Raw genomic sequence first — 23,878 nt, 5'->3', positions numbered from 1 at the left:
CCTACAGGGGTTGGTGTCAGGCCTTGGCGGGTTCGAGTGCCATCTCAACGACTTCAGGTCGTTTGAGCAGCGCGTACGCCACCGCCGTCAACAAACTCCCCGCCACAATCGCCAGCAGGTACAACAGCGCATGGTTGATCGCATTCGGGATCGCCAGCACAAACAACCCACCGTGCGGCGCCATCAGTTTGCAGCCGAAATACATCGACAGCGCACCGGTCAGCGCGCCCCCGGCAATACTCGCCGGAATCACCCGCAGCGGGTCTTTGGCGGCAAACGGAATCGCGCCTTCGGAGATGAAACACAACCCCAACACCAGCGCCGCTTTACCCGCCTCGCGCTCGGTCTGGGCAAACTTGCGCCGTGCGATAAACGTGGCGATACCCAAGCCAATCGGCGGCACCATACCGGCGGCCATCGTCGCGGCCATCGGCGCATAACTTTGCGACGCCAGCAGCCCGACCGAGAACGCGTACGCAGCCTTGTTGATCGGCCCGCCAAGGTCGACGCACATCATCCCGCCGAGCAGCACACCGAGCAGAATCGCGTTGGTGGTGCCCATGCTGTCGAGGAAGTGCGTAAGCCCTTCGAGCATCCCGGCCACCGGTTTGCCGACGATGTAAATCATCACCAGGCCCGTGAACAGGCTCGCCAGCAACGGGATGATCAGGATCGGTTTCAGCGCCTCAAGACTTTGCGGCAAACGCGCATAACGATTGATCGCCTGCGCCGCATAACCGGCGATGAAACCGGCAATGATCCCGCCGATAAAACCGGCGCCCAGGGTGCTCGCCAGCAGGCCACCGATCATCCCCGGTGCCAGACCCGGACGGTCGGCGATCGAGTAGGCGATGTACCCCGCCAGCAACGGCACCATCAACTTGAACGCGGTCTCGCCGCCGATCTGCATCAGGGCGGCGGCGAGTGTGCCTTCCTCCTTGAACGCGGTGATGCCGAACACGAACGACAAGGCAATCATCAGACCGCCCGCCACCACCATCGGCAGCATGAACGACACGCCCGTCAGCAAGTGTTTATAGACGCCGGTTTTCTCTTGTTTGGCCGGGCCTTTGGCACCGGTCGCAGCGGTTTCCTGTTTGCCTTCGGCTAGCGCCTTGTTCAGCGTCGCTTCGGCTTGCTTCAACGCAATACCCGTACCGCAACGGTAGATTTTCTTGCCGGCGAAACGCTCGGTGGCGACTTCGATATCGCAGGCCAGCAGCACCACATCGGCATCGGCAATCGCTGCGGCGCTGAGTGGATTGCGCGCACCGACGGAGCCCTGGGTTTCCACTTGCAGGTCGTAGCCCAACCGTTTGGCCGCTTGCTGCAAGGCTTCGGCAGCCATGAACGTGTGAGCTACGCCGGTCGGGCACGCCGTGATCGCCACCAGACGTGGCGCGTTTTGAACGGCAGCAGCAGGTTGCGCGACGACTTCGGGCGCGACATACACCTGAGCTTCTTCAGCACCTCGGCGCAGCACCGCTTCGACATCCTGCAACGCCTGGGCCGGCGTACTCTGGAACACGCGTTTGCCGATGAACCGCGACATATCCACCGGCGTGCTGGTGACCAGCAACACCCACTCGGCGGTTTCAATCGTGGCCGCCGACAGCTGACGTTCCGGATGCGCGGCATCCACCACTTCGACGCTGGTGCTCCAACCCTGACGCTGAGCCGCTGCGTCAAGCAAACGGGCGCACAGCACACTGGTGACCATGCCGTTCGGGCAGGCCGTAACAATGGCTAACTTCATGACAAACCCTCTTATTGTTCTGTCAGGGTGCGGATGCGCACGCCCTGTTCGAGCCGCGCCAATTGCGCGACATCGCCAATACCGAAACCGATCTGCGTGACCGCCATCGCGGCAATCGCCGTGGCGGTGCGCAAAGTCTGTTCAGGCGTGTCGGCACTGAGCAAACCGTGAAGCATGCCGGCCAGCAACGAATCGCCCGCGCCCACGGTGCTGACGACGCTGACCTTGGGTGGCGTGGCGTGCATCGCCGCGCCGACACTGAACCAGTTCACGCCGTCGGCACCGTGGGAGATCACCACATGCTCGATGCCTTGAGCGTGCAAACGGCTCGCCGCTTCGGCTTGTGCGGCCACCGATATCACCTCGCAACCCAGCGCGTCGGCCAGCTCTTCGGTGTTCGGTTTGATCAGCCACGGGCCGGCCTTGAGTGCAGCGCGCAACGCTTCGCCGCTGCTGTCGAGGGCGACATTCAGACCGAGGCTTTTCAAACGCTCAATCAACGCCTGCAGCCACTGCGGGCTGATTCCTTGCGGCAGGCTGCCGGCCACGACGACCGCGTCATGACCCGGGGCAATCTGATCGAGTCGATCCAGCAACGCCTGCTGCGCCGCCTCATTGACCATCGGCCCCGGCCCGTTGATGTCGCTGATGCGCCCATCGGTTTCCGCCAGTTTGATGTTGCTGCGCGTCTCGCCGGGCACCCGGATGAACGCATCGACAAAACCGCGTTTGGCGAACAGGGTTTCGAACGCTTGAAGGTTGTCCTCACCGAGGAAACCGCTGACCGTCAGCTGATGCCCAAGGTCAGCCAGTACCTGCGCGACGTTCACGCCTTTACCGGCGGCGTGGGTGTGCATCTCGTCGCTGCGATTGACTTGGCCGGGCTCAAGACGCGGCAACTGCACCGTCAGGTCCAGCGCCGGGTTGAGCGTCAGGGTCAGAATCCTGGCCATTACAGGGCCTCCACTAGTGCGCGCACTTCATTAGCGCTGCCCACGGCCAAGGCCTGTTGGGCGAGAATTTTGGTTTGGCTGAGGCTGAGTTCGCGGATGCGCGCCTTGACCTCGGCAATGCTGCGTCCCGACACGCTGAGTTCGTCTACACCCAGCCCGACCAGCACCGGCACTGCCAGCGGATCGGCCGCCAGCTCACCGCACACGCCGACCCACTTGCCGTTGGCATGGGCCGCGCGCACGGTAATGTCGATCAGTTGCAGCACCGCCGGGTGCAAGCCGTCAGCCTGGGCCGACAAGGTCGGGTGACCGCGGTCGATGGCCAGGGTGTATTGGGTCAGGTCGTTGGTGCCGACACTGAAGAAGTCGACTTCCTTGGCCAGCACTGGCGCCAGCAGGGCTGCCGATGGCACCTCGATCATGATCCCCAGTTGCAGGTCCGCAACCGGGATTTCCAGGCGCAGGCGTTCAGTCATGTCCCGCGCCTGACGCCATTCATCAACGCTGCCGACCATGGGGAACATGATCCGCAGCGGACGGTTGTCGGCAGCACGGAGCAAGGCGCGCAATTGCGCTTCCATGATCTGCGGACGCTGCAAGGTCAGGCGAATGCCACGCACGCCGAGGAACGGGTTTTCTTCTTTCGCGATCGGCCAGTACGGCAGCGGTTTGTCGCCACCGACGTCGAGGGTGCGAACCACCAAAGGACGACCGGCGAGGCCATCGAGGACGCGTCGGTATTCGACTTCCTGGGTGGCCTCGTCCGGTGCCTGGGAATGGGCCATGAAAATCAGTTCGGTGCGCAGCAAGCCGATGCCTTCGGCGCCCTGCTCCACCGCGCTGGTCACGCCTGCACTTTCGCCGATGTTGGCGAACACTTCGACCGCATGACCGTCGGTGGTCAGCGCGGGTTGATGGCGTTGCTCGGCGGCGGCTTTGAGGCGTTGCTCGCGGGTGTCGCGTTCTTCGGTGGCGCGTTGCAGGGTCGCCGCGTCGGCGTCCACGTGCAGGCGACCGCGCTGGCCATCAATCAGCAACGGCGTGCCCGGCGCCAGCAGCAACACCGCCGCCCCGGCGCCGACCAAGGCCGGAATGCCCAGCGCACGGGCGACAATCGCGCTGTGCGCGGTTGCGCCGCCGCGGGCCGTGAGAATGCCGGCCACGCGGGTCGGGTCGAGACGGGCGACGTCGGACGGACCGACTTCGTCCATCACCAGAATGTATGGCTGATCGGGTTCACTCGGGGTTTCGACGCCACAGAGTTGCGCCAGCACCCGACGGCCGATGTCGCGCAAGTCAGCGGCACGTTCGGCGAGCAAGGCGTCCTGCAACGATTCCTGCTGTTTGGCCGCCGCTTCGATCACCGCCATCCACGCCGCTTCGGCGCTTTCGCCTTGCTTGAGGCGGGTGTCGACTTCATCGGTCAGTTCCGGGTCGTCGAGCATTTCCTGGTGGGTGATGAAAATCTCGCGAATGGCCTTGGACTTGCTGCGCTCGATCAGGCCTTCGATGTCGCTACGCACATGCGCCAACGCTTGCTTGAGACGCTCGCGCTCGATCGCCGCAGATTCGCCTCGCAGCGGGTAATCGATGGTTTGCAGTACTTGAATATGCGCCGGGCCAACGGCGATGCCCGGTGCGGCGGCGATTGCCTGGACCAGGCTGCCGGACGCCGGGGCGAGAAGCACTTCGGCGACATCGGCAAACACTTCGCGCTGCTGGCTCACGGCGGGCAACGGTTCGACTTCTTCACCGAGGCCTTCTTCGATGGCCGCCAGCAAGGCCGGCAACGCGTCGGCGGCGATGCTTGGTTCGGCGACGAACTCCAGCACCTGACCGCGACGGGCGCCGAGGCTGAGCAGTTTGCTCAAGCTCTTCACCGACACGGCGCTGTCCTGGCCATCAACGATGCGCACGCGGATTTCGCCTTCAAAACTTTTCGCCAACTGCGCGAGGATCTTCGCCGGACGAGCGTGCAAACCGTGGGCATTGGCCAATGCAATGCGTGCGCTCGGCCAGTCTGCCGGCAGCTCACCGCCCAGCACTTCGAGGACTTTACGGCTGCTGGTGGCGCGGCCCAATTCGTGGCCACGGCCTTCGATCAGTAACGCACACAGGCGTTCGAGCAGAGCCTGATGCGCCTCGCCGAGGCTGGCCAGACAGAACAGGCCACTGAGGGGCTGGCCGAGGTAACGCATGGGTTTGTCTGGCGTGACGAAGGCCAGGCCCGGACGTTTCACGGTTTGCTCGCTGTGCAGCCACCACAAACCGTCGCCCAACGGCAGCGCTTCGACCTGCTGCAAAACGGCGGAGAACCCGTTGCTCACGCAATCGGCCTGACGCAGCAAACGTGCACCACGCCAGACCAGTTCTTCGAAGTCGTCGGCGGAAACACCGAGCCCGATCATCTGTGCATCCAGCGCCAGTTCCTGCGGTGCGCCTTGCAGCAGTTTCAACAAGGCTTCGGCGGAACCGGCGCGACGCAGGGCCTGGCCCAGGTCGGTTTCACCGAGGGCACGGGTCAGCAGTTGCAGCAGTCGCAAGTGTTCATCGGATTTGGCGGCGATACCGATCGCCAGGTAGACGATCTGGCCGTCGCCCCAGTCCACGCCTTCGGGGAATTGCATCAGCCGCACGCCTGTGGAAAACACCTGATCGCGGGTTTCCGGCGTACCGTGGGGGATGGCAATACCTTGACCGAGAAAGGTCGAGCCCTGAGCTTCACGCGCCTGCAAACCGGCGAGATAACCCTCTGCGACCAGGCCATCGGTGACCAGATGCCGGGCCAGCAGTTGCAACGCTTCGGACTTATCCACAGCCGACTGGCCCATGGATATCTGCTCTATGGTGAGCTCGAGCATGCTTTCTCCTTTTTGGCGTCTGTTGGCGCCAGGTATTGTTTTGAATGATTCCAGCTTAGGCGCTTAGTCATGACTTTTGGCGGTTTCGCGGCAGAACCGGCCAAATGCGCTTATAACGTAGAAAATACGCTTGCTGAAACGTTTAATCTAGAATGATTGGCACGTTACTCGATTATGTCCCATCCTTGAAGTCCAACTTGTCGGAAGCGTTGCAACAATGGTCGTCTACCGGAATCGGGTAGGATTGGTGAAAATGTCGGCCGAAAAACAAGGAAAGCCCGCGTTGAAACTCAGTGATATCGCACAATTGGCCGGTGTGTCCGTTACCACCGCCAGTTATGTCATTAATGGCAAGGCCGAGCAGCAACGTATCAGCAGTGCCACCGTCGAGCGTGTTCGCGCGGTCGTCGAACAACATGGCTTCACACCCAACCCCCAGGCGGCCGGGCTGCGCAGTCGGCACACCCGCACGTTGGGCTTCATTCTGCCGGACCTGGAAAACCCCAGTTACGCGCGCATTGCCAAACTGCTGGAGCAAGGTGCCCGGGCGCGCGGTTATCAATTGCTGATCGCCAGCTCCGACGATGCGCCGGACAGCGAACGGCAATTGCTGCAACTGTTCCGCGCGCGGCGCTGTGATGCGTTGATCGTCGCCAGTTGCCTGCCGGCCGGTGACGACAGCTACCGTCAGTTGCAAGCCAAGGGCATTCCTATCATCGCCATCGACCGGGTGATGGAACCTGAGCATTTCTGTTCGGTGATCAGCGATGATCGTGAGGCCAGCCTGCAACTGACCCGCAGCCTGCTCGATCCGCTGCCCAAACAAATCGCGCTGATTGGCGCCCGTCCCGAACTGAGCATCAGCCAGGAACGTGCCGCCGGGTTCAAGGAAGCGTTGGCCGGGTTCAAAGGCGAAGTGCTGATCGAGCATGGCGAATCGTTCAGCCGCGAGTGCGGCAAGCAACTGATGGAAGAGCTGCTTCAGCGTCTGGGGCATTTGCCGGATGCGCTGGTGACCACGTCCTATGTGCTGCTTCAGGGCGTGTTCGATGCCTTGCACGACTTCCCGCTGAAAAACCGCCCGCTGCGCCTCGGCACCTTCGGCGACACGCAGTTGCTGGACTTCCTGCCGCTGCCGGTCAACGCCATGGCCCAGCAGCATCAGTTGATTGCCGACAAGGCCCTGGCACTGGCCCTGGCCGCCATCGAACAGTCCGATTACCAACCCGGCGTGCAGGCCATCGCGCGGACTTTCAAGCAGCGTATTCGCCAGGACTGAACCGTGGAGCTGATCGACAGCCACACTCATCTGGATTTTCCGGACTTCGACGAGGACCGTACGGCGCTGCTCGCCGAAAGCCGCGCCCTCGGGGTGCGGCGGATGGTGGTGCTGGGGGTGTATCAGGGGAATTGGCAGCGGGTCTGGGACCTGGTGCAAAGCGATCCCGACCTGCATGCGGCATTCGGGTTACACCCGGTGTATCTGGATCAGCATCGTCCTGAAGACTTATCCGGACTCGGTGACTGGCTGACCCGCCTGGCGGGTCATCGGCAATTGTGTGCCGTGGGCGAGATCGGCCTGGATTACTTCATCGAAACCCTCGACCGCGAACGCCAGCAGGCCTTGTTCGACGCGCAACTGCAACTGGCGGTGGACTTCAATCTTCCGGCGTTGATTCATGTGCGGCGCAGCCATGCGGCGGTGATTGCCACGCTCAAGCGGTTTCGATTGAAACGCGCGGGCATCATTCATGCCTTTGCCGGCAGCAAGGAAGAGGCCCGCGAGTACATCAAGCTCGGTTTCAAACTGGGCCTGGGCGGTGCCGCGACCTGGCCGCAGGCGTTGCGCATGCACCGCGTACTCGCCGAGCTGCCCCTTGAGTCGGTGGTGTTGGAAACCGATTCACCGGACATGGCGCCCGCCATGTTTCCCGGTCAACGCAACAGCCCGGCGCACCTGCCGGCGATCTGCTCGGCACTGGCCGCAATCATGGCAATCAGCCCTGAGCAATTGGCTGCCGCGAGCACGACCAATGCCTGTGAGCTGTTCAACTGGTAGTCAGTCGCCGTGGGCCTTGGCAGCCTCCAGAATCAGCGTCATGTGTTGCCAGTGTCGAGCGATCTGCACAACGACGAAGTAGACCAGAATCGCCAACAGCGAAAAATTCAGCTGTTCAACCATGCTTAGCATCCCGACCCACTCCATCACCAACGCCACCAATAACGCGGTGCACACCATCACCAGCGTACTCGCCTGCAGCATTGCCAGGGAGTCGACGGACTTCAAGCGCCTGATCTGTTTCGGGTCGCTCAATTGCAAGGCTTTGTGGCAGTGGGAACAGGCGAAGGATTCGTTGATGGCAATGGCATTGAGTTGCCAGGGTTCGAGCCGGAGCGTTCTCCCGCAATGCGCGCAATGCCCTTGGATTCCGGTTGTTGCGACAGACATATCCGCACCTCCTCAGGGCTGGTCGGGTGATTGATCTTCCTTCATTGAAGACCAAAAACCAGAGCGCCAAGGAAAACAGGAAAATGCTGACCCCATGAGGGAACAAGTACTACAGATTGTGCGCAAAAACCTGTGGGAGTGAGCCTGCTCGCGATAGCGTTTTTTCAGTCGATATCAACGTCGACTGAAAGAATGCTATCGCGAGCAGGCTCACTCCCACATGTACTGCGGTGCGTTTTTAGACCCGGAACGCGCTGATCAGCTGTTTGAGTTCCACTACCTGGGCCGACAATGCACGGCTGGCATCCTCGGTCTGGTGTGCACCTTCGGCGGTGCGTTCACCCGCGCGGTTGATCTCGACGATGTTCTGGTCGATGTCGTGGGCCACTGCAGTTTGCTGCTCCACCGCCGCGGCGATCTGCTGGTTCTGGTCGACGATCATGCCGACGGCGCCGAGGATGTTTTCCAGCGCCTGCTGGACCTTTTCCGACTGCCCGACGGTGCCATCGGCCACTTGATGGCTGACGCCCATGGCTTTCACCGCCGCACCGACACCAGTTTGGAGCTTGGTGATCATCTGCTCGATTTCTTCGGTCGATTGCTGGGTGCGCTTGGCCAGGGTCCGGACCTCATCGGCCACCACCGCAAAACCACGCCCCTGCTCACCGGCCCGAGCGGCTTCGATCGCGGCGTTGAGCGCCAGCAGGTTGGTCTGCTCGGCGATGCTCTTGATCACTTCCAGCACGCGGCTGATGGATTGGCTGTCACTGGCCAGTTGGTTGATCACCCGTACCGACTGATCGATCTCACTGGCCAGTTGCGCGATGCTGCCCTGCTGTGACGCCACCAGGCCGCGACCGCTGATGGTCTCGTCGTTGACGCTGTGAGCGCTGCTGACCGCCGCGGCGGCACTGCGCGCCACCTCAAGCGAGGTGGCCGACATCTGGTTCATGGCCGTGGCGACTTGCTCGATCTGCGAGCGTTGTCCTGCCACCGCCTGGTTGCTTTGCGCAGACACACTTTCGACCTGACCCGCCTGGCGCTCGACCTCATTTACGGTTTGGCCCACGCGCTCGATAAGGTCGTGGATTTTCTTCACGGTGCCGTTGAACACCTCGCCCAGCTCGCCCAATTCGTCGCGGCTTTCAGCACGGAACGTGACGGTCATGTCACCCGCCGCGACTTTATCCAGCGTCGCGCCCAGGCGCTTGAGGGTGGTGCGGGTCGAGGCGTAGAAGCCGCCGTAGAGGTAGAAAATCAACACAAACACCACGGACAGCGCCACAGCCTGCAGGACCATGTGGGTGCGGTTCTGCTCCAGTCGCTGCTGCAACTGGGTGCCGAGGAATGTCAGGGTGGCTTCGTTGAGTTGGTAGGTCTGGTCCATCAAGCCGGTGACCTGGTCGTAAAAGGCCTGCCACGGCGCATCGAGGGTGTCGGCCATCACCACCTGTTCTTCGAACAGTTCACTGGCTTTTTTCAGGGACGCCTTGCTGCTATCGGCCTGCGCCGCCAGGGTTTCACGCGCCGCTTTGCTGGAGCCCAATGCGTCATTGAGTTTGAGACCGTATTCACCCTGGAGCTTTTCGATCTGCGCCAGCAGCTCATCGAAACGGGTGCTCGACGCCGAATTCAGAAACCCTTGCCCCAGCGAATAAGAACCCATCGCCCGGCCGTCGCCCAGGATCTGCGTCACTGGTGGCGTGACGTTGGTAATGAGTTCGCTGAGCTGACGCATGTCGCTTTGACTGTCGCGACTCAGGCCGGCTTGAGTGGCGATGATCTGGCTGAAAATCTGCGCATTGCCGAGCAGTTTGCCGATCAGCGCACTTTTACTTTGCAGGGAGGTTTCAGCTTGCTGGGCCTTGAAGCCGGCGATCATTTCATCGCGCTTGCCATCGAATACCGCGATCTGCTCCGGGTCCGTGGTCATCGCCGTCATGCCCTGCAAACGGGTCAATACACTTTGCCCCAAGGTGCTGATCTGCGACTCGACGTTGCCGGCCTTGCCGGACTGGCCGAGGGTGACGTTGATCTGCACCAGGTTGTTCAGGGTTTCCAGATCACGCCGCAGGGTCAGGCTGCTGCCGAGCAGGTCGAGGCTTTGCAGCTCGACTTGGGTGCCCTGGAATTCACGATAGGAGTCGCGGACCAGATAGAAGTTGGTCACCAGCATCGGCACGAGGAACAGCACGCTGATCAGGCTGAACTTCATGCCGAAGCTCAGGCGATTCATCAACGCGACGGCGGGATAGAGCAAGCTCTTCACTGGAAGTCTCCCTTTTGATTCTTATTTTTATTGGCAGGCGCGGGTCGACGGCAGATAGCCACTATTTAGCGCTGACTCTGTATAGCTTAAATCGGCAGGGGGTTTTGTAACTTAAGGTTAACGAGGTACGCGCGTACCTGTAGCCGCTGGCGCATGCTGCGCCAGCGGCTAGTGGGGAAGGTGTTTAAGGGAGGACCGTCCACAACGCAAAACCGGCGTACCAGAGCACCGCCGCACGTAGCAGCAATTCCCAGATCCGGTCCAGGCTGTTGATGCCATCCGGTCCGACGACCGGTGCAGGAATTTCGCCGGCCACCAGCCCGACTTTCTCGATCAGTTGGGCGGCGCTGATGTTCCAGTTCAGCAGTTCATGCAACATCACCCGGCTGACCGCGACAAAGTTTCCGACCAGCGCGAAACTGGCCGCCAACAGACGCACCGGCACCCAATCAAAGGCGTGACGCAACTGTGCAGCGCGTTCGACCACGGCCGGGTTCTGCCCGTGTTCTTCGGCCAACGCCAGCAGCCGGTAGCTCAGGGCGGCGACCGGGCCCAGCACGAAGTACCAGAAAATCACCGCAAAAAAGCTCTGGTAAGCCTCCCACAGCAAATGGCCTTCGACCCGCTCAAGCAGTTGCTCGCCGCTATCGGCGCAAATGTCCAGGTCGCGCTTGGCCACATGGGCAGCCGCTTGCAGGTCTTCCCGACGCCAGGCATCGCGAAAGGGCCCCAGGCCAGCGAGCAAATCGCCACGACCCAGACTGTAAATCACTACCAGCAAGTGCACCGGCAACGCCAGCAACCCGTAGGCCACCGGTTCCAGCACCACCAACAACAAACCCAGCAGCGCCACCGGCAGCAACACCAGCACCACCAATATCAGCCATGGCCGACCGATCAGGCGCGGGCTGACTTCAAGCTTGTTCAGCTCACGCACCCAACCGCCATCACGTTGAATCCGATGGCGCAGGGCCGAGAACTTCTCGATCCAGACGGCCAACAGCAACACCAGAAAACTCATTGTTGTTCCTCTTGTTCCAAAGCGGCTTTTGCCAGGGCAGCGCGATAGCGTGCCCAGTCGAACGCGGGTCCCGGATCCGTCTTGCGCCCCGGGGCGATGTCGCTGTGCCCGCAAATGCGCTGCGCGGTGATCGCCGTAAACGTGCTTTGCAGCTGTCGGGTCAGTGTCGTTAGCGTTTGATACTGGGCGTCGGTGAACGGCAGATCATCCGTGCCTTCAAGCTCGATGCCCACGGAAAAATCGTTACAGGTGTCACGCCCCTCGAAACTCGAGACGCCGGCGTGCCAGGCGCGCTCAAGACAAGAGACAAACTGAGTGACGGTGCCGTCACGCTCAATCAGAAAGTGTGCAGACACCCGCAGGTCAGCAATCCCTGCAAAGTAGGGATGCTCCGTGACATCCAGACGATTCTGGAAAAATTCCTGCACCTTGCCGGTGGCGAACTGCGCTGGCGGCAGGCTGATGTTGTGGATCACCAGCAAGGAAATTTCGCCCGAGGGGCGCGCATTGAAGTTGGGTGAGGGGCATACACGCACACCCTGACACCAACCGCTCGCGGGGTCCAACTGCATACAGGTTCCTTCAACGACGACTGTGTTGGCGCCCAGTATGCCGCGATAGACCCTCGGGGCGCGATCACTTGCCGCGATTGAGACGCCGCAGATTGCCCAGCACCGACTCCAGGGCCCGATCGAACAGCAAGGTGTCGTCCAGCGCCCGTACCGCGCCACGGCGAAATTCCAGGGCCAGGCCAGTGCGGCTGCGCTCCAGCACTTTCATTCCGGTGCGGTCGACGAAGATGTATTTCCCGGTACTTTCGATGATCGCCGCCAGCTTGCAGCGCAGGGTGTTTTCATCGTCTTCCTGAAACTCGACCCAGCTGCCGGGACGCAGTTGATCGACCTGAAGCAAACCGGCATCGTCCGCCGGCAACCGTACCGACACCGTATCGTCCGGGCCCTCGTCGGTGGTTCGCAGCACGATGTGCTGCAGCACTTCGACCATCACCGGCGGCTCGACGGGCTGTTCAGCCGCCTGGCCCGGACGCTCGAACAGTTGCACGTGCAAGGTTTCCAGCTCACTGAAAAACTCACTGGTGGCGAACGGATCAAATGCCGAGCTGCTCAACCCGTCGCGCAAGGACTTCAGCAGCCCCGGCACCAACGCCAAAAGACGCAGGCCGGCATCGGGCTCGTCATGGCGCTGCACGCTCCAGATCAATTGCTCCATGGTCTGCACATCGGCATGCCATTGCGCCGACGCATCACCGTGTTTGAGGCAGGTCAACAACAGCACTTTGCTCCAGGCTTGCTGGACGAAGACCACCACACCTTGCGGCAGCACTTTGCCCAGTAACGCCTGATTCAGCGCCTGCTCGACTCGCTGGCGCGCCAGTTCGGTCCTGGCGCGGCCCTCTTCGGCGTCACGGGTGCGTTGCTCCAGCAACTCACTGCGGCGGCGCTCATCACTGGTGAAAGCGAGAAAATCCGCCAGCAGCTCGGAGAAGATCGCCGGATCGTCAACAAAGTCGTTCAACAGGCGCTGCACCACTTGCTCGATGCGCAAGTACAGGCTGTCGCGCTCGTGGTCATCGCACTCGCCCCAGCCCATGGCGGCAGCGGCGATTTCGTTGAGCAGGCGCCGGGCGGGGTGGCTGGAGCGGCTGAAGAAGCTCTTGTCGAGTACCGCGACCTTGAGCATCGGGATCTGCAAACGACCAATCAGCGCCTTGAGCGAGTCCGGCAGGTTGCGGTCATCAAGGATGCATTCGAAGAGCATGGCAATCAGGTTGATCACGTCTTCGTCAGCCACACCGACCACGCGCGACTTGCCGCTTTTGACGCTGACCCGGGTCAGCAGTTGTTCGAGCTGGTTGCGCAGATCGAAGTCGTCCTGGGTTGCCAGGGCCGGCACGTATTGCTGCAAGTGCGAGAGCAGGCGCAACAGGTCGCGGGTGGAAATGGGCTGGGTCTGGGCACTGGCTTCGAGGGTCGGCGCGACACTGCCGCGCACATGCAGCAGTAACTCCTGGAGCGCGGCAAAGACTTCCTGCACGCCGTCGTCGATCGGCGTCTCGCCTGAATGGACGCCGACCTCGATCGGTTCGGCATGGGCGCTGGCGGCTGCATGATCGCTGGCTCGCCGCATGGGAGCGGGCTTGAGGTCAGGCAACACGCCGGTAGCGATGAGCAGTTGATTGGCTTCGGCGTACAGCTGATCAGCGCTGCTGAGTACATAGCGGTCGAACAGCTTGAGGATGATCAGCTTGACCTTGATCTCCACCCCCAGGTTGCGCCAGGCCTGCAAGAAATACTCGCAGAGCTTTGCCGGCCCCATCGGGTTGTGCTGATCGTCCAGCGCCTTGCCCAGCAGAGCGCTGAGTCGGGCCGTCAGCTGGTCGAGGGCGAAGCCGTCACGGTTCAGCACCTTACTGACCATGGCCTCCACTGCCACGCTGCGCTCCAGGTCGTCATTGGGCAATACAGCGGCGTCGAACGCCAATGCCTGGGGCAACGCAACCTGGGTAGTGTCGTACTGCGAGAGGCTGACGAACGCCTCAAAGAATTGTTCGAGAAAACCGCGCTCGATGCTTTTTCGCTTGAGTCGCAAGTCGCGCATGGCTTCGAAAAAGAGGTTCTGCTCGACATCGTTGCGGGCCCGGTCGGCCATTTCGAACAGCGTGTCGTCGGCGTTATCAAACAGTTCCTGCAAGCCATGCCTGAGCTGTTGAGTGGCCTTGTCGCGAACCTGAAGCAGAATCACCGGCAGGCGGGCGAGCGGCGATTGCGTCGCCTGATCGGTAGCCGCCTTGTGCAAAGGCACTACATTCCCGTCGTTGTGCATCCAAGCCTCCTGAAACGGTGATTCTGCGAATAGTCGTTAACCCAAGAACACGTCAAAGCCATGACGTCAAAAGCAAGGCGGATTATCTGGCATAAGAGCCCCCGTGTGCCAGCAGACTCTGTGTTCCACACTGAAATAGACGCATAGGGAAGACGTCGACTTAGGGCCGATGACTCAAGGGAATCGACCAAATGCAGGTTTGCGGGTAACAGGAACAACGCTGATACCTTGGGTTGCCTCGCACCATGGCCCTATAATCGGGCCACTTTGTTTGTGGAGCCCGTTATGCCGAATCTACGTCTCGCCGATTTGACCGCCGAAATCGAAGCCAACGTGCGCCGTGCGTTGCTCGAAGACATCGGCAGCGGCGACATCACCGCGCAGTTGATCCCGGCTGAACGCCTGGCCAAAGCCACCATCATCACCCGCGACGCCGCGGTCATTGCCGGCACCGCATGGGTCGATGCCGTTTTCCGGCAGCTTGATCCACGGGTCGCGGTGCATTGGCAGGTGAGCGACGGCGAACGGGTGAAACCCAATCAAGCGCTGTTCCACCTCGAAGGCCCGGCCCGTTCGTTGCTGACGGGCGAACGCTGCGCACTGAATTTCCTGCAATTGCTCTCGGGCGTGGCCACGCGTGCGCAATACCTGGCGGATTTTGTCGCCGAGACTCAGGTGAAGCTGCTCGACACCCGCAAAACCCTGCCGGGGCTGCGTCTGGCGCAGAAATACGCCGTGACCTGCGGCGGTTGCCACAACCACCGCATCGGCCTGTACGACGCCTTCCTGATCAAGGAAAACCACATCGCCGCCAGCGGTGGCATTCCTGAGGCCATTAACGCTGCGCACAAGATCGCCCCGGGCAAGCCGGTCGAGATTGAAGTGGAAAGCCTGGATGAGCTCAAGGAAGCCTTGGCGGCGGGTGCAGACATCATCATGCTGGATGAGCTGAGCCTGGAGGACATGCGTGAAGCCGTGCGCCTGAACGCAGGCAAGGCGAAACTGGAAGCCAGCGGCGGTATCAACGAAAGCACGCTGCTGCCGATCGCCGAAACCGGGGTGGATTACATTTCGATTGGTGCGATGACCAAGGATGTGAAGGCTGTCGACCTGTCGATGCGGCTCAGCCTCTGATCGAAAAACACATCGCAAATGTGGGAGCGGGCTTGCTCGCGAATGCGGTGTGTCAGTCAATAGAAATGTCGACTGACACACCGCATTCGCGAGCAAGCCCGCTCCCACATTACGCTGGCGTTTTTGTCAGACCACCAGATTGTTCATCTCGCAGTACTCTTCCCACTCGACGCCCAACACCTCGGCCGCCTCCTTGTGCAGCACCAGGCGCGCAGCCTCGAACTCTTCAGGAGTCGAGGTGTACTTGAGCGTCAGCTCCCACGGCTGCAAGCCCTGGGATTCCGCCTCATCCTCGAACGCCCACTGGATCTGGTCTTTCTGATCGTCGGCTGGCAGGTCCTTGATCTCGTCGGCTAGCTGGGGCGAATCCAGCAAGTACTTTTTCAGTGCTTCTTCGTGTCTGGCTTCTTGAGTCAATTCTTTAACGGTCATGGCGTTCTCGCTGATCTGGGGAATGGAAGATGGATCTGGATCATCAAGGATCTCTCTGACGCAAAAAACCGTTTGAAGCCCGGTTTGTCTGGCCTTCAGAACCATTCGGGGATCATCTGAAAACTGCAAAGTGGTACGTGTTCAACGTCCGAATATAGGATGTTTGGACGACGATTTATATGGACTTTTACATCAAATCTACAAAAAACCCGTTGATCGGGCTTTCTGCAAATTTTCCTTCGCTACCCAGGAACAACGTTCAAAAGGTAAAGTCATAGCGATGTGCCACCTAGGCACGTCACAAGGAACCCGTGATGCGCAATTTTTCCAAGCTTTCGTCCATCCTGTCCGCAACTGGCATGACCGCCCTTCTTCTCGGCACCCTGGCATTACCCGATTCGGCTCAAGCAGGTCTGGAGTACAAATCCGACAGCGCAAACTCTTCCGATAAATTCCTCGTTTTCCACAACTATTACGGCACAGACGTGATGGTCAGATCCGGTATCAGTATCGAGGACGTGGAAAAATTACAAAGACTGGTTAAAACCGATACGGCAGATCTGGAAGAGCTAAAGAAAACCGTCAGTGCACAGGCGCGGCTCATCGAAGAGTTGAAAAAGAACACGGTGTCCGGTTCCGGCTCGACTGCCAGCGAAGTGGACAAACTCAAGCGCACCGTCAGTGACCAGGAAACGGCGCTGAAAAACCTCGCCAAGGCCATGGACGAACTCAAACGCAATAACGGCTCAAGTTCCAGCTCGAACGCCGGCGAAGTTAACGACCTCAAACGTACGGTCAGTGATCAGAACACCGGTTTGGTAAACCTCGCCAAGGCCGTGGACGAGCTCAAACGCAATAGCACCTCGAGTTCCAGCTCCAGTTCCAGCGAAGTCAGCGACCTCAAGCGTACGGTCAGCGAACAGGATAACGGGCTGAAAAAACTCGCCAGTCAGATGGACGATCTCAAGCGCAGCAGCAGCTCGAGTTCCAGCTCAAGCTCTAACTCCAGCGAAGTGAGCGATCTCAAGCGTACGGTTAGCGAGCAGGACAACAACCTGAAAAAGCTCGCCAGTCAGATGGACGATCTCAAGCGCAGTGCGGGATCGAGTTCCAGTTCGAGCTCCAGCGACCTGTCCAGCCTTAAGCGGGAAGTCAGCGATCAGGACAATCAACTGGATCAGCTAAAACGCACCGTGGAAGATCTGAGCAGAAAGGTGAAATAACAGGGGGATGGTGCCCGAGACAGGAATCGAACCTGCGACCTTCGCGTTACGAGTGCGCTGCTCTACCGGCTGAGCTACACGGGCGGTCGGCTAAACCTAGCACCGGGTTCGAAAGCCAGCAACTTCACACCCTGTTTCACAGACAAAAAAATGCCCCGCAGCTTTCACTGCGGGGCATTTTTTATAACGTTGAAACGGTCAGGCGGGGTGATTAAACGCCCGAAGCCTTGGCCGCTGCTACGTCTTTGATGGACAGCTTGATACGGCCGCGGTTGTCCACGTCCAGTACCAGTACTTCCACTTCCTGGCCTTCTTTCAGAATGTCGGTCACTTTCTCAACGCGAGCGTCGCTCAACATGGAGATGTGAACCAGACCGTCCTTGCCAGGCAGGATGTTGACGAATGCGCCGAAGTCGACGATGCGCTCAACCTTACCAACGTAGATCTTGCCGATTTCAGCTTCTGCGGTGATGCCCAGAACGCGTTGACGTGCTGCTTCAGCCGCTTCCTTGGTTTCGCCGAAGATCTTGATCGAGCCGTCGTCTTCGATGTCGATCGAAGCCTTGGTCTCTTCACAGATCGCACGAATGGTCGCGCCGCCTTTACCGATGACATCACGGATTTTGTCGGTGTCGATTTTCATCGCGATCATGGTCGGAGCGTTTTCCGACAGTTCGGTACGCGACTGGCCAATGATCTGGTTCATCTGACCGAGGATGTTCAGGCGCGCTTCCAGGGCTTGGCCCAGAGCGATCTCCATGATCTCTTCGGTGATGCCTTTGATCTTGATGTCCATCTGCAGCGCGGTCACACCTTTGGCGGTACCGGCTACTTTGAAGTCCATGTCGCCCAAGTGGTCTTCGTCACCCAGGATGTCGGTCAGGATGGCGAATTTCTCGCCTTCTTTAACCAGACCCATGGCGATACCGGCAACCGGTGCCTTCATCGGAACACCAGCGTCCATCAGGGCCAGGGAAGCGCCGCAGACCGAAGCCATGGAGCTCGAACCGTTGGACTCGGTGATTTCCGACACAACACGAATGGTGTACGGGAACACGTCGGCAGCAGGCAGCATGGCTGCAATCGAACGACGGGCCAGACGGCCGTGACCGATTTCGCGACGACCAGCGCCACCCATGCGACCACACTCACCTACCGAGAACGGAGGGAAGTTGTAGTGCAGCATGAACGGGTCTTTTTTCTCGCCTTCCAGGGTGTCCAGCAGCTGTGCGTCACGGGCGGTGCCCAGTGTTGCAACGACCAGCGCCTGGGTTTCGCCACGGGTGAACAGTGCCGAACCGTGAGTCTTAGGCAGAACACCGACTTCGATGTTCAGCGGACGTACGGTCTTGGTGTCGCGGCCGTCGATACGTGGCTTGCCGTTTACGATGTTTTCGCGAACGGTGCGGTATTCGATTTCGCCGAAAGCCGCTTTGACTTCGCTGGAAGAAGGCTGGCCTTCTTCACCGGACAGCTTGGCAACGACCTGGTCCTTCAACTCACCCAGGCGAGCGTAACGGTCGGCCTTGATGGTGATGGTGTAAGCCTGGGAGATCGCGTCGCCGAACTCGGCACGGATAGCGCCCAGCAGAGCAGTGGCTTCTGGCTGTGGAGCCCAGGTCCAGGTCGGCTTGGCTGCTTCTGCGGCCAGTTCTTTGACGGCGTTGATCACCACCTGGAACTCGTCGTGAGCAAACAGTACCGCGCCCAGCATCTGGTCTTCGGTCAGCTCTTTGGCTTCCGATTCAACCATCAGAACGGCTTCCGACGTACCGGCAACGACCATGTCCAGGCTCGATGCTTTCTGTTGTTCGTAAGTCGGGTTCAGCAGGTAGCCGGTGCTTTCGTGGAACGCAACGCGGGCAGCGCCGATCGGGCCATCGAAAGGAATGCCGGAGATAGCCAGGGCAGCCGAGGTACCGATCATCGCAGCGATGTCCGGATCGGTCTTCTTGCTGGTGGAAACGACGGTGCAGACAACCTGCACTTCGTTCATGAAGCCTTCTGGGAACAGCGGACGGATCGGACGGTCGATCAGTCGGGAAGTCAGGGTTTCTTTCTCGGAAGGACGGCCTTCACGCTTGAAGAAACCGCCAGGGATCTTACCGGCAGCGTAAGTCTTTTCCTGGTAGTGAACGGACAGAGGGAAGAAGCCCTTGCCTGGATCGGCTTGCTTGGCGCCGACCACAGTCACCAATACGCTGACGTCGTCGTCAACGGTGACCAATACTGCGCCGGAGGCCTGACGGGCGATACGGCCAGTCTCGAGGGTAACGGTCGACTGACCGAACTGGAATTTTTTGATTACCGGGTTCACGGTGTCCTACCTTCTTTTGTGGCTCTTGGGGAACTTGTCTTCTTGCGAAATTCTTGGGCAATGTCGGGAATCGGCCCAACGCCTGTCCAGGGTAAAACGACTATCCAGATAAAACTTGAGGCTGGGAGCCTGCCATGTGCCTGCGGGAAACCCGCTGACACACAGCAAACAACCAACCTCTAGCGCAATCGCTTATTAGCGACGCAGACCCAGGCGACCGATCAGAGCCTGGTAACGGCCCAGATCCTTGCCTTTCAGGTAGTCCAGCAGCTTACGGCGCTGGTTTACCATGCGGATCAGACCACGACGGGAGTGGTGATCTTTACCGTTGGCCTTGAAGTGACCTTGCAGCTTGTTGATGTTGTGGGTCAGCAGTGCAACTTGCACTTCTGGCGAACCAGTGTCACCAACAGCTTGCTGGTAGTCAGCTACGATTTGAGCTTTTTCTTGAACGTCGAGAGCCATGAGGCAATCCTTTTATCAGGAAACCATCCAGAGGACGGTTTCAACAGGCCAGGGACAAATCCCTGTATCTAAAAATGAGTAGTGACCGTGCCTGTTGACAGCCACCCTCGTCCGGTCATTCTGACCGAATCAGTCGACGCGGCGCGATGCGCCCGTCTTCGCTCACTTCACCGATACCGATGAAGCGACCGTTGTGATCCTGTACCCGTACCATGCCGAACTTCGGTGCATCCGGGGCTCGTACCGGTTGGCCGTTAAGCCAGTAGAACGAGCTGTGCTCCGAGAACTGCAACAGTGGCCAATCCAGCAGGCCGCTGTCCGATGGCATCAGGAAGCGGTCGACCGCTTCGTTGCCGCCTTCGGCATGTACTGCTTCCAACTCTTCAAGCGTGACCGTCTGCGCCAGCGTGAAAGGCCCGGCCTGGGTACGTCGCAATTCAGCCACGTAAGCGCCACAACCGAGTTGCTCACCGATATCCTCCACCAGGGTGCGAATATAGGTGCCTTTGCTGCAATCCACCGCAAGCCGCGCAGTATCACCCTCAAAGGCCAGCAATTCCAAGCGCGCAATAGTAACAGAACGCGGTTCGCGCTCCACTACTTCGCCTGCACGCGCCAGCTTGTACAGCGGCTGGCCATCACGCTTGAGCGCCGAGTACATCGGCGGTATCTGACTGATTTGCCCGCGAAAACCCGGCAACACAGCTTCGACATCGGCGCGACCAACGGTCACCGGGCGCTCCTGCAAAACCTCACCTTCGGCATCGGCCGTGGTGGTGGTCTTGCCCAGTTGCGCCAGGGTTTCGTAACCCTTGTCGGAATCGAGCAGGTATTGCGAAAACTTGGTGGCCTCACCGAAGCACAACGGCAACACGCCGGTGGCCAGCGGATCGAGACTGCCGGTGTGACCGGCTTTCTCGGCGTTCAGCAACCAGCGAACCTTCTGCAACGCGGCGTTGGAGGTGAACCCCAACGGCTTGTCGAGCAGGATGATACCGCTGACGTTACGACGGATACGTTTGACCTGAGCCACCGATTACTCCTTGGCGTCTTCGGGTTCAGCCGCTACCGGGTGCTGATTGTCTTCAGCCACCGCACGCTCGATCAGGGCCGACAGGTGCGCGCCACGCACGACGCTTTCGTCGTAGTGGAAGTGCAACTGCGGAACGCTGCGCAACTTCATTTCACGAGCCAACTGCATGCGCAGGAAACCGGCGGCTGAGTTGAGCACCTTGATGCTTTGCGCGATGTCTTCGGCGTTGTCCTGGCCCATCACGGTGATGAAGATCTTGGCGTGACCGACGTCACGGCTGACTTCAACAGCGGTAATGGTGACCAGGCCGACGCGCGGGTCTTTGACTTCACGACGGATCAGCTGTGCCAGCTCACGCTGCATCTGATCGCCGATACGTTGGGTACGGCTGTATTCTTTTGCCATGTCTTGTTACCTGTTACTGCCCCACGGTGAAACCCGAGGGGTCTGAAAGCGGCAAACGCCCGGCCTGACAAAAGCCAGACCGGGCGTTGCGTTTAGAGTCCTGACGCTGTGCCGCGCATCTGCATGCGGCGGCTTGGCGTGGCCCTTGAAGTGCGCGAGTTAGAGGCTGCGAGCAACCTGAACCTTCTCGAAGACTTCGATCTTGTCGCCGACTTTGACGTCGTTGTAGCTCTTCACGCCGATACCGCATTCCATGCCGGCACGTACTTCGGAAGCGTCATCCTTGAAGCGGCGCAGGGATTCCAGCTCGCCTTCGAAGATAACGATGTCTTCACGCAGTACACGGATTGGACGGTTACGGTGAACAACACCTTCGATAACCATGCAACCGGCGATCGCGCCAAACTTCGGCGAACGGAACACGTCACGCACTTCAGCGGTACCCAGGATGTTCTCGCGAACATCGCTGCCCAGCATACCGGTGAGGGCTTTCTTGACGTCTTCGATGATGTCGTAGATCACGTTGTAGTAACGCATATCCAGACCTTCCTGCTCGACGATCTTGCGAGCGCCAGCATCGGCACGCACGTTGAAGCCGAACAGTACAGCGTTGGAGGCCAGTGCCAGGTTAGCGTCGGACTCGGTGATACCACCGACACCGCCACCAACAACACGCACTTGCACTTCGTCGTTACCCAGGCCGTTCAAGGCGCCGTTCAACGCTTCCAGCGAACCACGGACGTCAGATTTGAGGACGATGTTAAGCGTCTTCTTCTCTGCCTGGCCCATGTTCTCGAAGATGTTTTCAAGCTTGCCGGCGTGAGCACGGGCCAGTTTGACTTCGCGGAACTTGCCTTGACGGAACAGAGCCACTTCACGGGCTTTCTTCTCGTCCGACAGCACGCTCATCTCGTCGCCAGCGTCCGGAGTACCGTCCAGGCCGAGGATCTCGACAGGGATGGAAGGACCGGCTTCTTTGATTGGCTTGCCGTTCTCGTCGAGCATGGCACGTACACGGCCGTAGTTCGAACCGACCAGGACCATGTCGCCTTGGCGCAGGGTACCGTCTTGAACCAGAACGGTAGCAACCGGGCCACGACCTTTGTCGAGACGCGATTCAACCACGACACCACGACCTGGGGCCGAAGGGGTTGCCTTCAGTTCCAGAACTTCGGCTTGCAGCAGAACAGCTTCGAGCAACTCGTCCACGCCAGTACCGACTTTCGCCGAAACCGATACGAACGGAGTGTCGCCGCCCCACTCTTCCGAAGTCACGCCGTGAACCGACAGCTCGCTACGGATGCGATCGAGATCAGCGCCCGGCTTGTCGATTTTGTTCACTGCAACAACCAGTGGAACACCGGCAGCCTTGGCGTGCTGGACCGCTTCAATGGTCTGCGGCATAACGCCGTCGTCCGCTGCAACGACCAGGATCACGATGTCAGTCGCCTTGGCACCACGAGCACGCATTGCGGTAAACGCGGCGTGACCCGGGGTATCGAGGAAGGTGACCATGCCGCGTTCGGTTTCAACGTGGTACGCACCGATGTGCTGGGTGATACCGCCGGCTTCGCCAGCAGCTACCTTGGCACGACGGATATAGTCGAGCAGCGAGGTCTTACCGTGGTCAACGTGGCCCATTACGGTCACAACCGGTGCACGGGAGAACGTCTCACCTTCAAACTTCAGGGACTCGGCCAGGGAATCTTCCAGGGCGGTGTCGCTGACCAGGGTCACTTTGTGGCCCAGTTCTTCGGCTACCAGTTGAGCAGTTTCCTGATCAAGCACCTGGTTGATGGTCGCTGGAGTACCCAGTTTGAACATGAACTTGATGATTTCAGCAGCCTTGACCGACATCTGCTGGGCGAGATCGCCAACAGTGATGGTCTCGCCGATCTGCACATCACGCACGACAGGGCCGGTTGGGCTCTGGAAACCGTGGGCGTTGCGTTTTTTCAGCTTGGCCTTGCCGCGACCACCACGACGGAAGCCATCGCTTTCTTCGTCGGTAGTACGTGGGGCAACGCGTGGAGCAGGCGCTTTCTCTTTGACCGAGGCACGATGCGGAGCGTTTTTACGCTCGCCATCGCCACCACCGCTGCGACGATTGTTATCGTCGGCACGTGGTTTGTCCGGACGGCGCTGTTCGTTCTGCTTGTTGCGAACGTCGGCAGACGGTGCTGGTGCAGCAGCCACTACCGGTGCGCTTTCGCGTACTGGCTCGGCAACTGCAGCAGGTGCTGCAACGGCGTCGTTAGTAGCGGATTGCGCAGCAGCAGGCTGGCGACGCGCTTCTTCTTCGGCGCGACGCTTGGCTTCTTCTTCAGCCTTCTGACGTGCAGCATTTTCTACTGCGCGACGTTCGTCCAGTTCGCGTTTGCGCTCGGCTTCGATTTCTTCCGGGCTGCGCTGTACGAAAACTTTCTTTTTACGGACTTCAACACTGATGCTTTTGCTGCCAGCAACACGCAGGGTGCTGGTGGTTTTACGCTGCAGTGTGATCTGGCGTGGTTCTTCCACTTTCGCCTTGTGGCTGCTTTTCAAGTGAGTCAGCAAAGATTGCTTCTCACTGTCAGTCACATGTTCTTCGGCGGCGGTGTGCGGCAGACCTGCCTCACGCATCTGCTGCAACAGGCGCTCTACCGGTGTTTTGACCTCATCGGCCAGTTGTTTCACCGTGACTTGCGTCATGCACTTCTCTCCTCAGGCCGCGCCT

At 59.9% G+C, this 23,878-nt stretch carries 18 protein-coding genes and 1 tRNA gene; 4 read left to right on the top strand and 15 right to left on the bottom strand.

Features of this window, described 5'->3' with window-relative positions; all coding sequences use genetic code 11:
• Positions 1-16 precede the first annotated feature (16 nt).
• The 3 genes from ACA049_RS04185 to ptsP are packed head-to-tail and all read right to left on the bottom strand — an operon-like array spanning position 17 to position 5,570.
• Complete coding sequence (locus ACA049_RS04185; RefSeq protein WP_497333362.1) at positions 17-1,756, bottom strand: PTS fructose-like transporter subunit IIB; 1,740 nt, start codon at positions 1,754-1,756, stop codon at positions 17-19.
• An 11-nt stretch (positions 1,757-1,767) separates the two neighbouring features.
• Positions 1,768-2,709 (bottom strand): 1-phosphofructokinase, encoded by a 942-nt coding sequence (gene pfkB, locus ACA049_RS04180; RefSeq protein WP_497333360.1) that lies wholly within the window; start codon positions 2,707-2,709, stop codon positions 1,768-1,770.
• On the bottom strand, positions 2,709-5,570 hold the full coding sequence (gene ptsP / locus ACA049_RS04175; RefSeq protein ID WP_497333358.1) for a phosphoenolpyruvate--protein phosphotransferase: 2,862 nt from the start codon (positions 5,568-5,570) through the stop codon (positions 2,709-2,711). The genes pfkB and ptsP overlap by 1 nt, the downstream gene beginning before the upstream one ends.
• A gap of 283 nt (positions 5,571-5,853) precedes the next feature.
• Between ptsP and cra the strand changes: the two genes are divergently transcribed.
• Both cra and ACA049_RS04165 read left to right on the top strand, forming a co-directional pair.
• Positions 5,854-6,849 (top strand): catabolite repressor/activator, encoded by a 996-nt coding sequence (cra, locus tag ACA049_RS04170; protein WP_497336768.1) that lies wholly within the window; start codon positions 5,854-5,856, stop codon positions 6,847-6,849.
• Positions 6,850-6,852: 3 nt separating this feature from the next.
• Complete coding sequence (locus tag ACA049_RS04165) at positions 6,853-7,629, top strand: TatD family hydrolase (RefSeq protein ID WP_497333356.1); 777 nt, start codon at positions 6,853-6,855, stop codon at positions 7,627-7,629.
• Here the strand turns inward: ACA049_RS04165 and ACA049_RS04160 are convergent, their stop codons facing one another.
• The 5 genes from ACA049_RS04160 to ACA049_RS04140 all read right to left on the bottom strand — a co-directional run bounded on the left by ACA049_RS04160 (position 7,630) and on the right by ACA049_RS04140 (position 14,153).
• Positions 7,630-8,019 carry a hypothetical protein gene (locus ACA049_RS04160; RefSeq protein WP_497333354.1) on the bottom strand — a complete coding sequence of 130 codons (390 nt, stop codon included), beginning with the start codon at positions 8,017-8,019 and terminating at the stop codon, positions 7,630-7,632.
• Between the two features lie 238 nt (positions 8,020-8,257).
• The gene (locus ACA049_RS04155; protein WP_462029896.1) at positions 8,258-8,962 is read right to left on the bottom strand and encodes a methyl-accepting chemotaxis protein; all 705 of its coding nucleotides are present in this window, start codon (positions 8,960-8,962) and stop codon (positions 8,258-8,260) included.
• Between the two features lie 1,510 nt (positions 8,963-10,472).
• Positions 10,473-11,309: a regulatory signaling modulator protein AmpE gene (gene ampE, locus ACA049_RS04150; protein ID WP_497333352.1), complete on the bottom strand. Its 837-nt coding sequence runs from the start codon at positions 11,307-11,309 to the stop codon at positions 10,473-10,475.
• The gene (ampD, locus tag ACA049_RS04145) at positions 11,306-11,881 is read right to left on the bottom strand and encodes a 1,6-anhydro-N-acetylmuramyl-L-alanine amidase AmpD (protein ID WP_497333350.1); all 576 of its coding nucleotides are present in this window, start codon (positions 11,879-11,881) and stop codon (positions 11,306-11,308) included. The genes ampE and ampD overlap by 4 nt, the downstream gene beginning before the upstream one ends.
• Before the next feature lie 64 nt (positions 11,882-11,945).
• A complete protein-coding gene (locus ACA049_RS04140) occupies positions 11,946-14,153 on the bottom strand; it encodes a DUF1631 domain-containing protein (RefSeq protein WP_497333348.1) in 2,208 nt (735 codons plus the stop codon).
• Positions 14,154-14,438: 285 nt separating this feature from the next.
• Between ACA049_RS04140 and nadC the strand changes: the two genes are divergently transcribed.
• Positions 14,439-15,287 carry a carboxylating nicotinate-nucleotide diphosphorylase gene (gene nadC, locus ACA049_RS04135; RefSeq protein ID WP_497333346.1) on the top strand — a complete coding sequence of 283 codons (849 nt, stop codon included), beginning with the start codon at positions 14,439-14,441 and terminating at the stop codon, positions 15,285-15,287.
• 126 nt (positions 15,288-15,413) lie between these two features.
• On the opposite strand, the gene ACA049_RS04130 is transcribed toward nadC, so the two are convergent.
• Positions 15,414-15,719: a DUF6388 family protein gene (locus tag ACA049_RS04130; RefSeq protein WP_140664060.1), complete on the bottom strand. Its 306-nt coding sequence runs from the start codon at positions 15,717-15,719 to the stop codon at positions 15,414-15,416.
• A 314-nt stretch (positions 15,720-16,033) separates the two neighbouring features.
• Between ACA049_RS04130 and ACA049_RS04125 the strand changes: the two genes are divergently transcribed.
• Positions 16,034-16,942 (top strand): hypothetical protein, encoded by a 909-nt coding sequence (locus tag ACA049_RS04125; RefSeq protein ID WP_497333344.1) that lies wholly within the window; start codon positions 16,034-16,036, stop codon positions 16,940-16,942.
• An 8-nt stretch (positions 16,943-16,950) separates the two neighbouring features.
• Here the strand turns inward: ACA049_RS04125 and ACA049_RS04120 are convergent.
• From ACA049_RS04120 to infB, 6 genes are all read right to left on the bottom strand, one after another.
• A tRNA-Thr gene (locus ACA049_RS04120) sits at positions 16,951-17,026 on the bottom strand.
• 127 nt (positions 17,027-17,153) lie between these two features.
• Positions 17,154-19,259 carry a polyribonucleotide nucleotidyltransferase gene (pnp, locus tag ACA049_RS04115; RefSeq protein ID WP_007942868.1) on the bottom strand — a complete coding sequence of 702 codons (2,106 nt, stop codon included), beginning with the start codon at positions 19,257-19,259 and terminating at the stop codon, positions 17,154-17,156.
• A 195-nt stretch (positions 19,260-19,454) separates the two neighbouring features.
• Entirely contained in the window at positions 19,455-19,724 is a 270-nt protein-coding gene (gene rpsO / locus ACA049_RS04110) for a 30S ribosomal protein S15 (RefSeq protein ID WP_003176135.1), read from the bottom strand.
• Between the two features lie 115 nt (positions 19,725-19,839).
• A complete protein-coding gene (gene truB, locus ACA049_RS04105; RefSeq protein ID WP_497333342.1) occupies positions 19,840-20,757 on the bottom strand; it encodes a tRNA pseudouridine(55) synthase TruB in 918 nt (305 codons plus the stop codon).
• Positions 20,758-20,760: 3 nt separating this feature from the next.
• Positions 20,761-21,162 carry a 30S ribosome-binding factor RbfA gene (gene rbfA / locus ACA049_RS04100; RefSeq protein WP_007942872.1) on the bottom strand — a complete coding sequence of 134 codons (402 nt, stop codon included), beginning with the start codon at positions 21,160-21,162 and terminating at the stop codon, positions 20,761-20,763.
• Between the two features lie 159 nt (positions 21,163-21,321).
• Positions 21,322-23,853 carry a translation initiation factor IF-2 gene (infB, locus tag ACA049_RS04095; protein ID WP_497333340.1) on the bottom strand — a complete coding sequence of 844 codons (2,532 nt, stop codon included), beginning with the start codon at positions 23,851-23,853 and terminating at the stop codon, positions 21,322-21,324.
• Positions 23,854-23,878 lie beyond the last annotated feature (25 nt).

It is taken from the genome of Pseudomonas sp. LBUM1662 (assembly GCF_059695915.1).
Note: the sequence above shows the minus strand (reverse complement) of the source record. Positions and strands in the feature narration are given on the sequence as shown.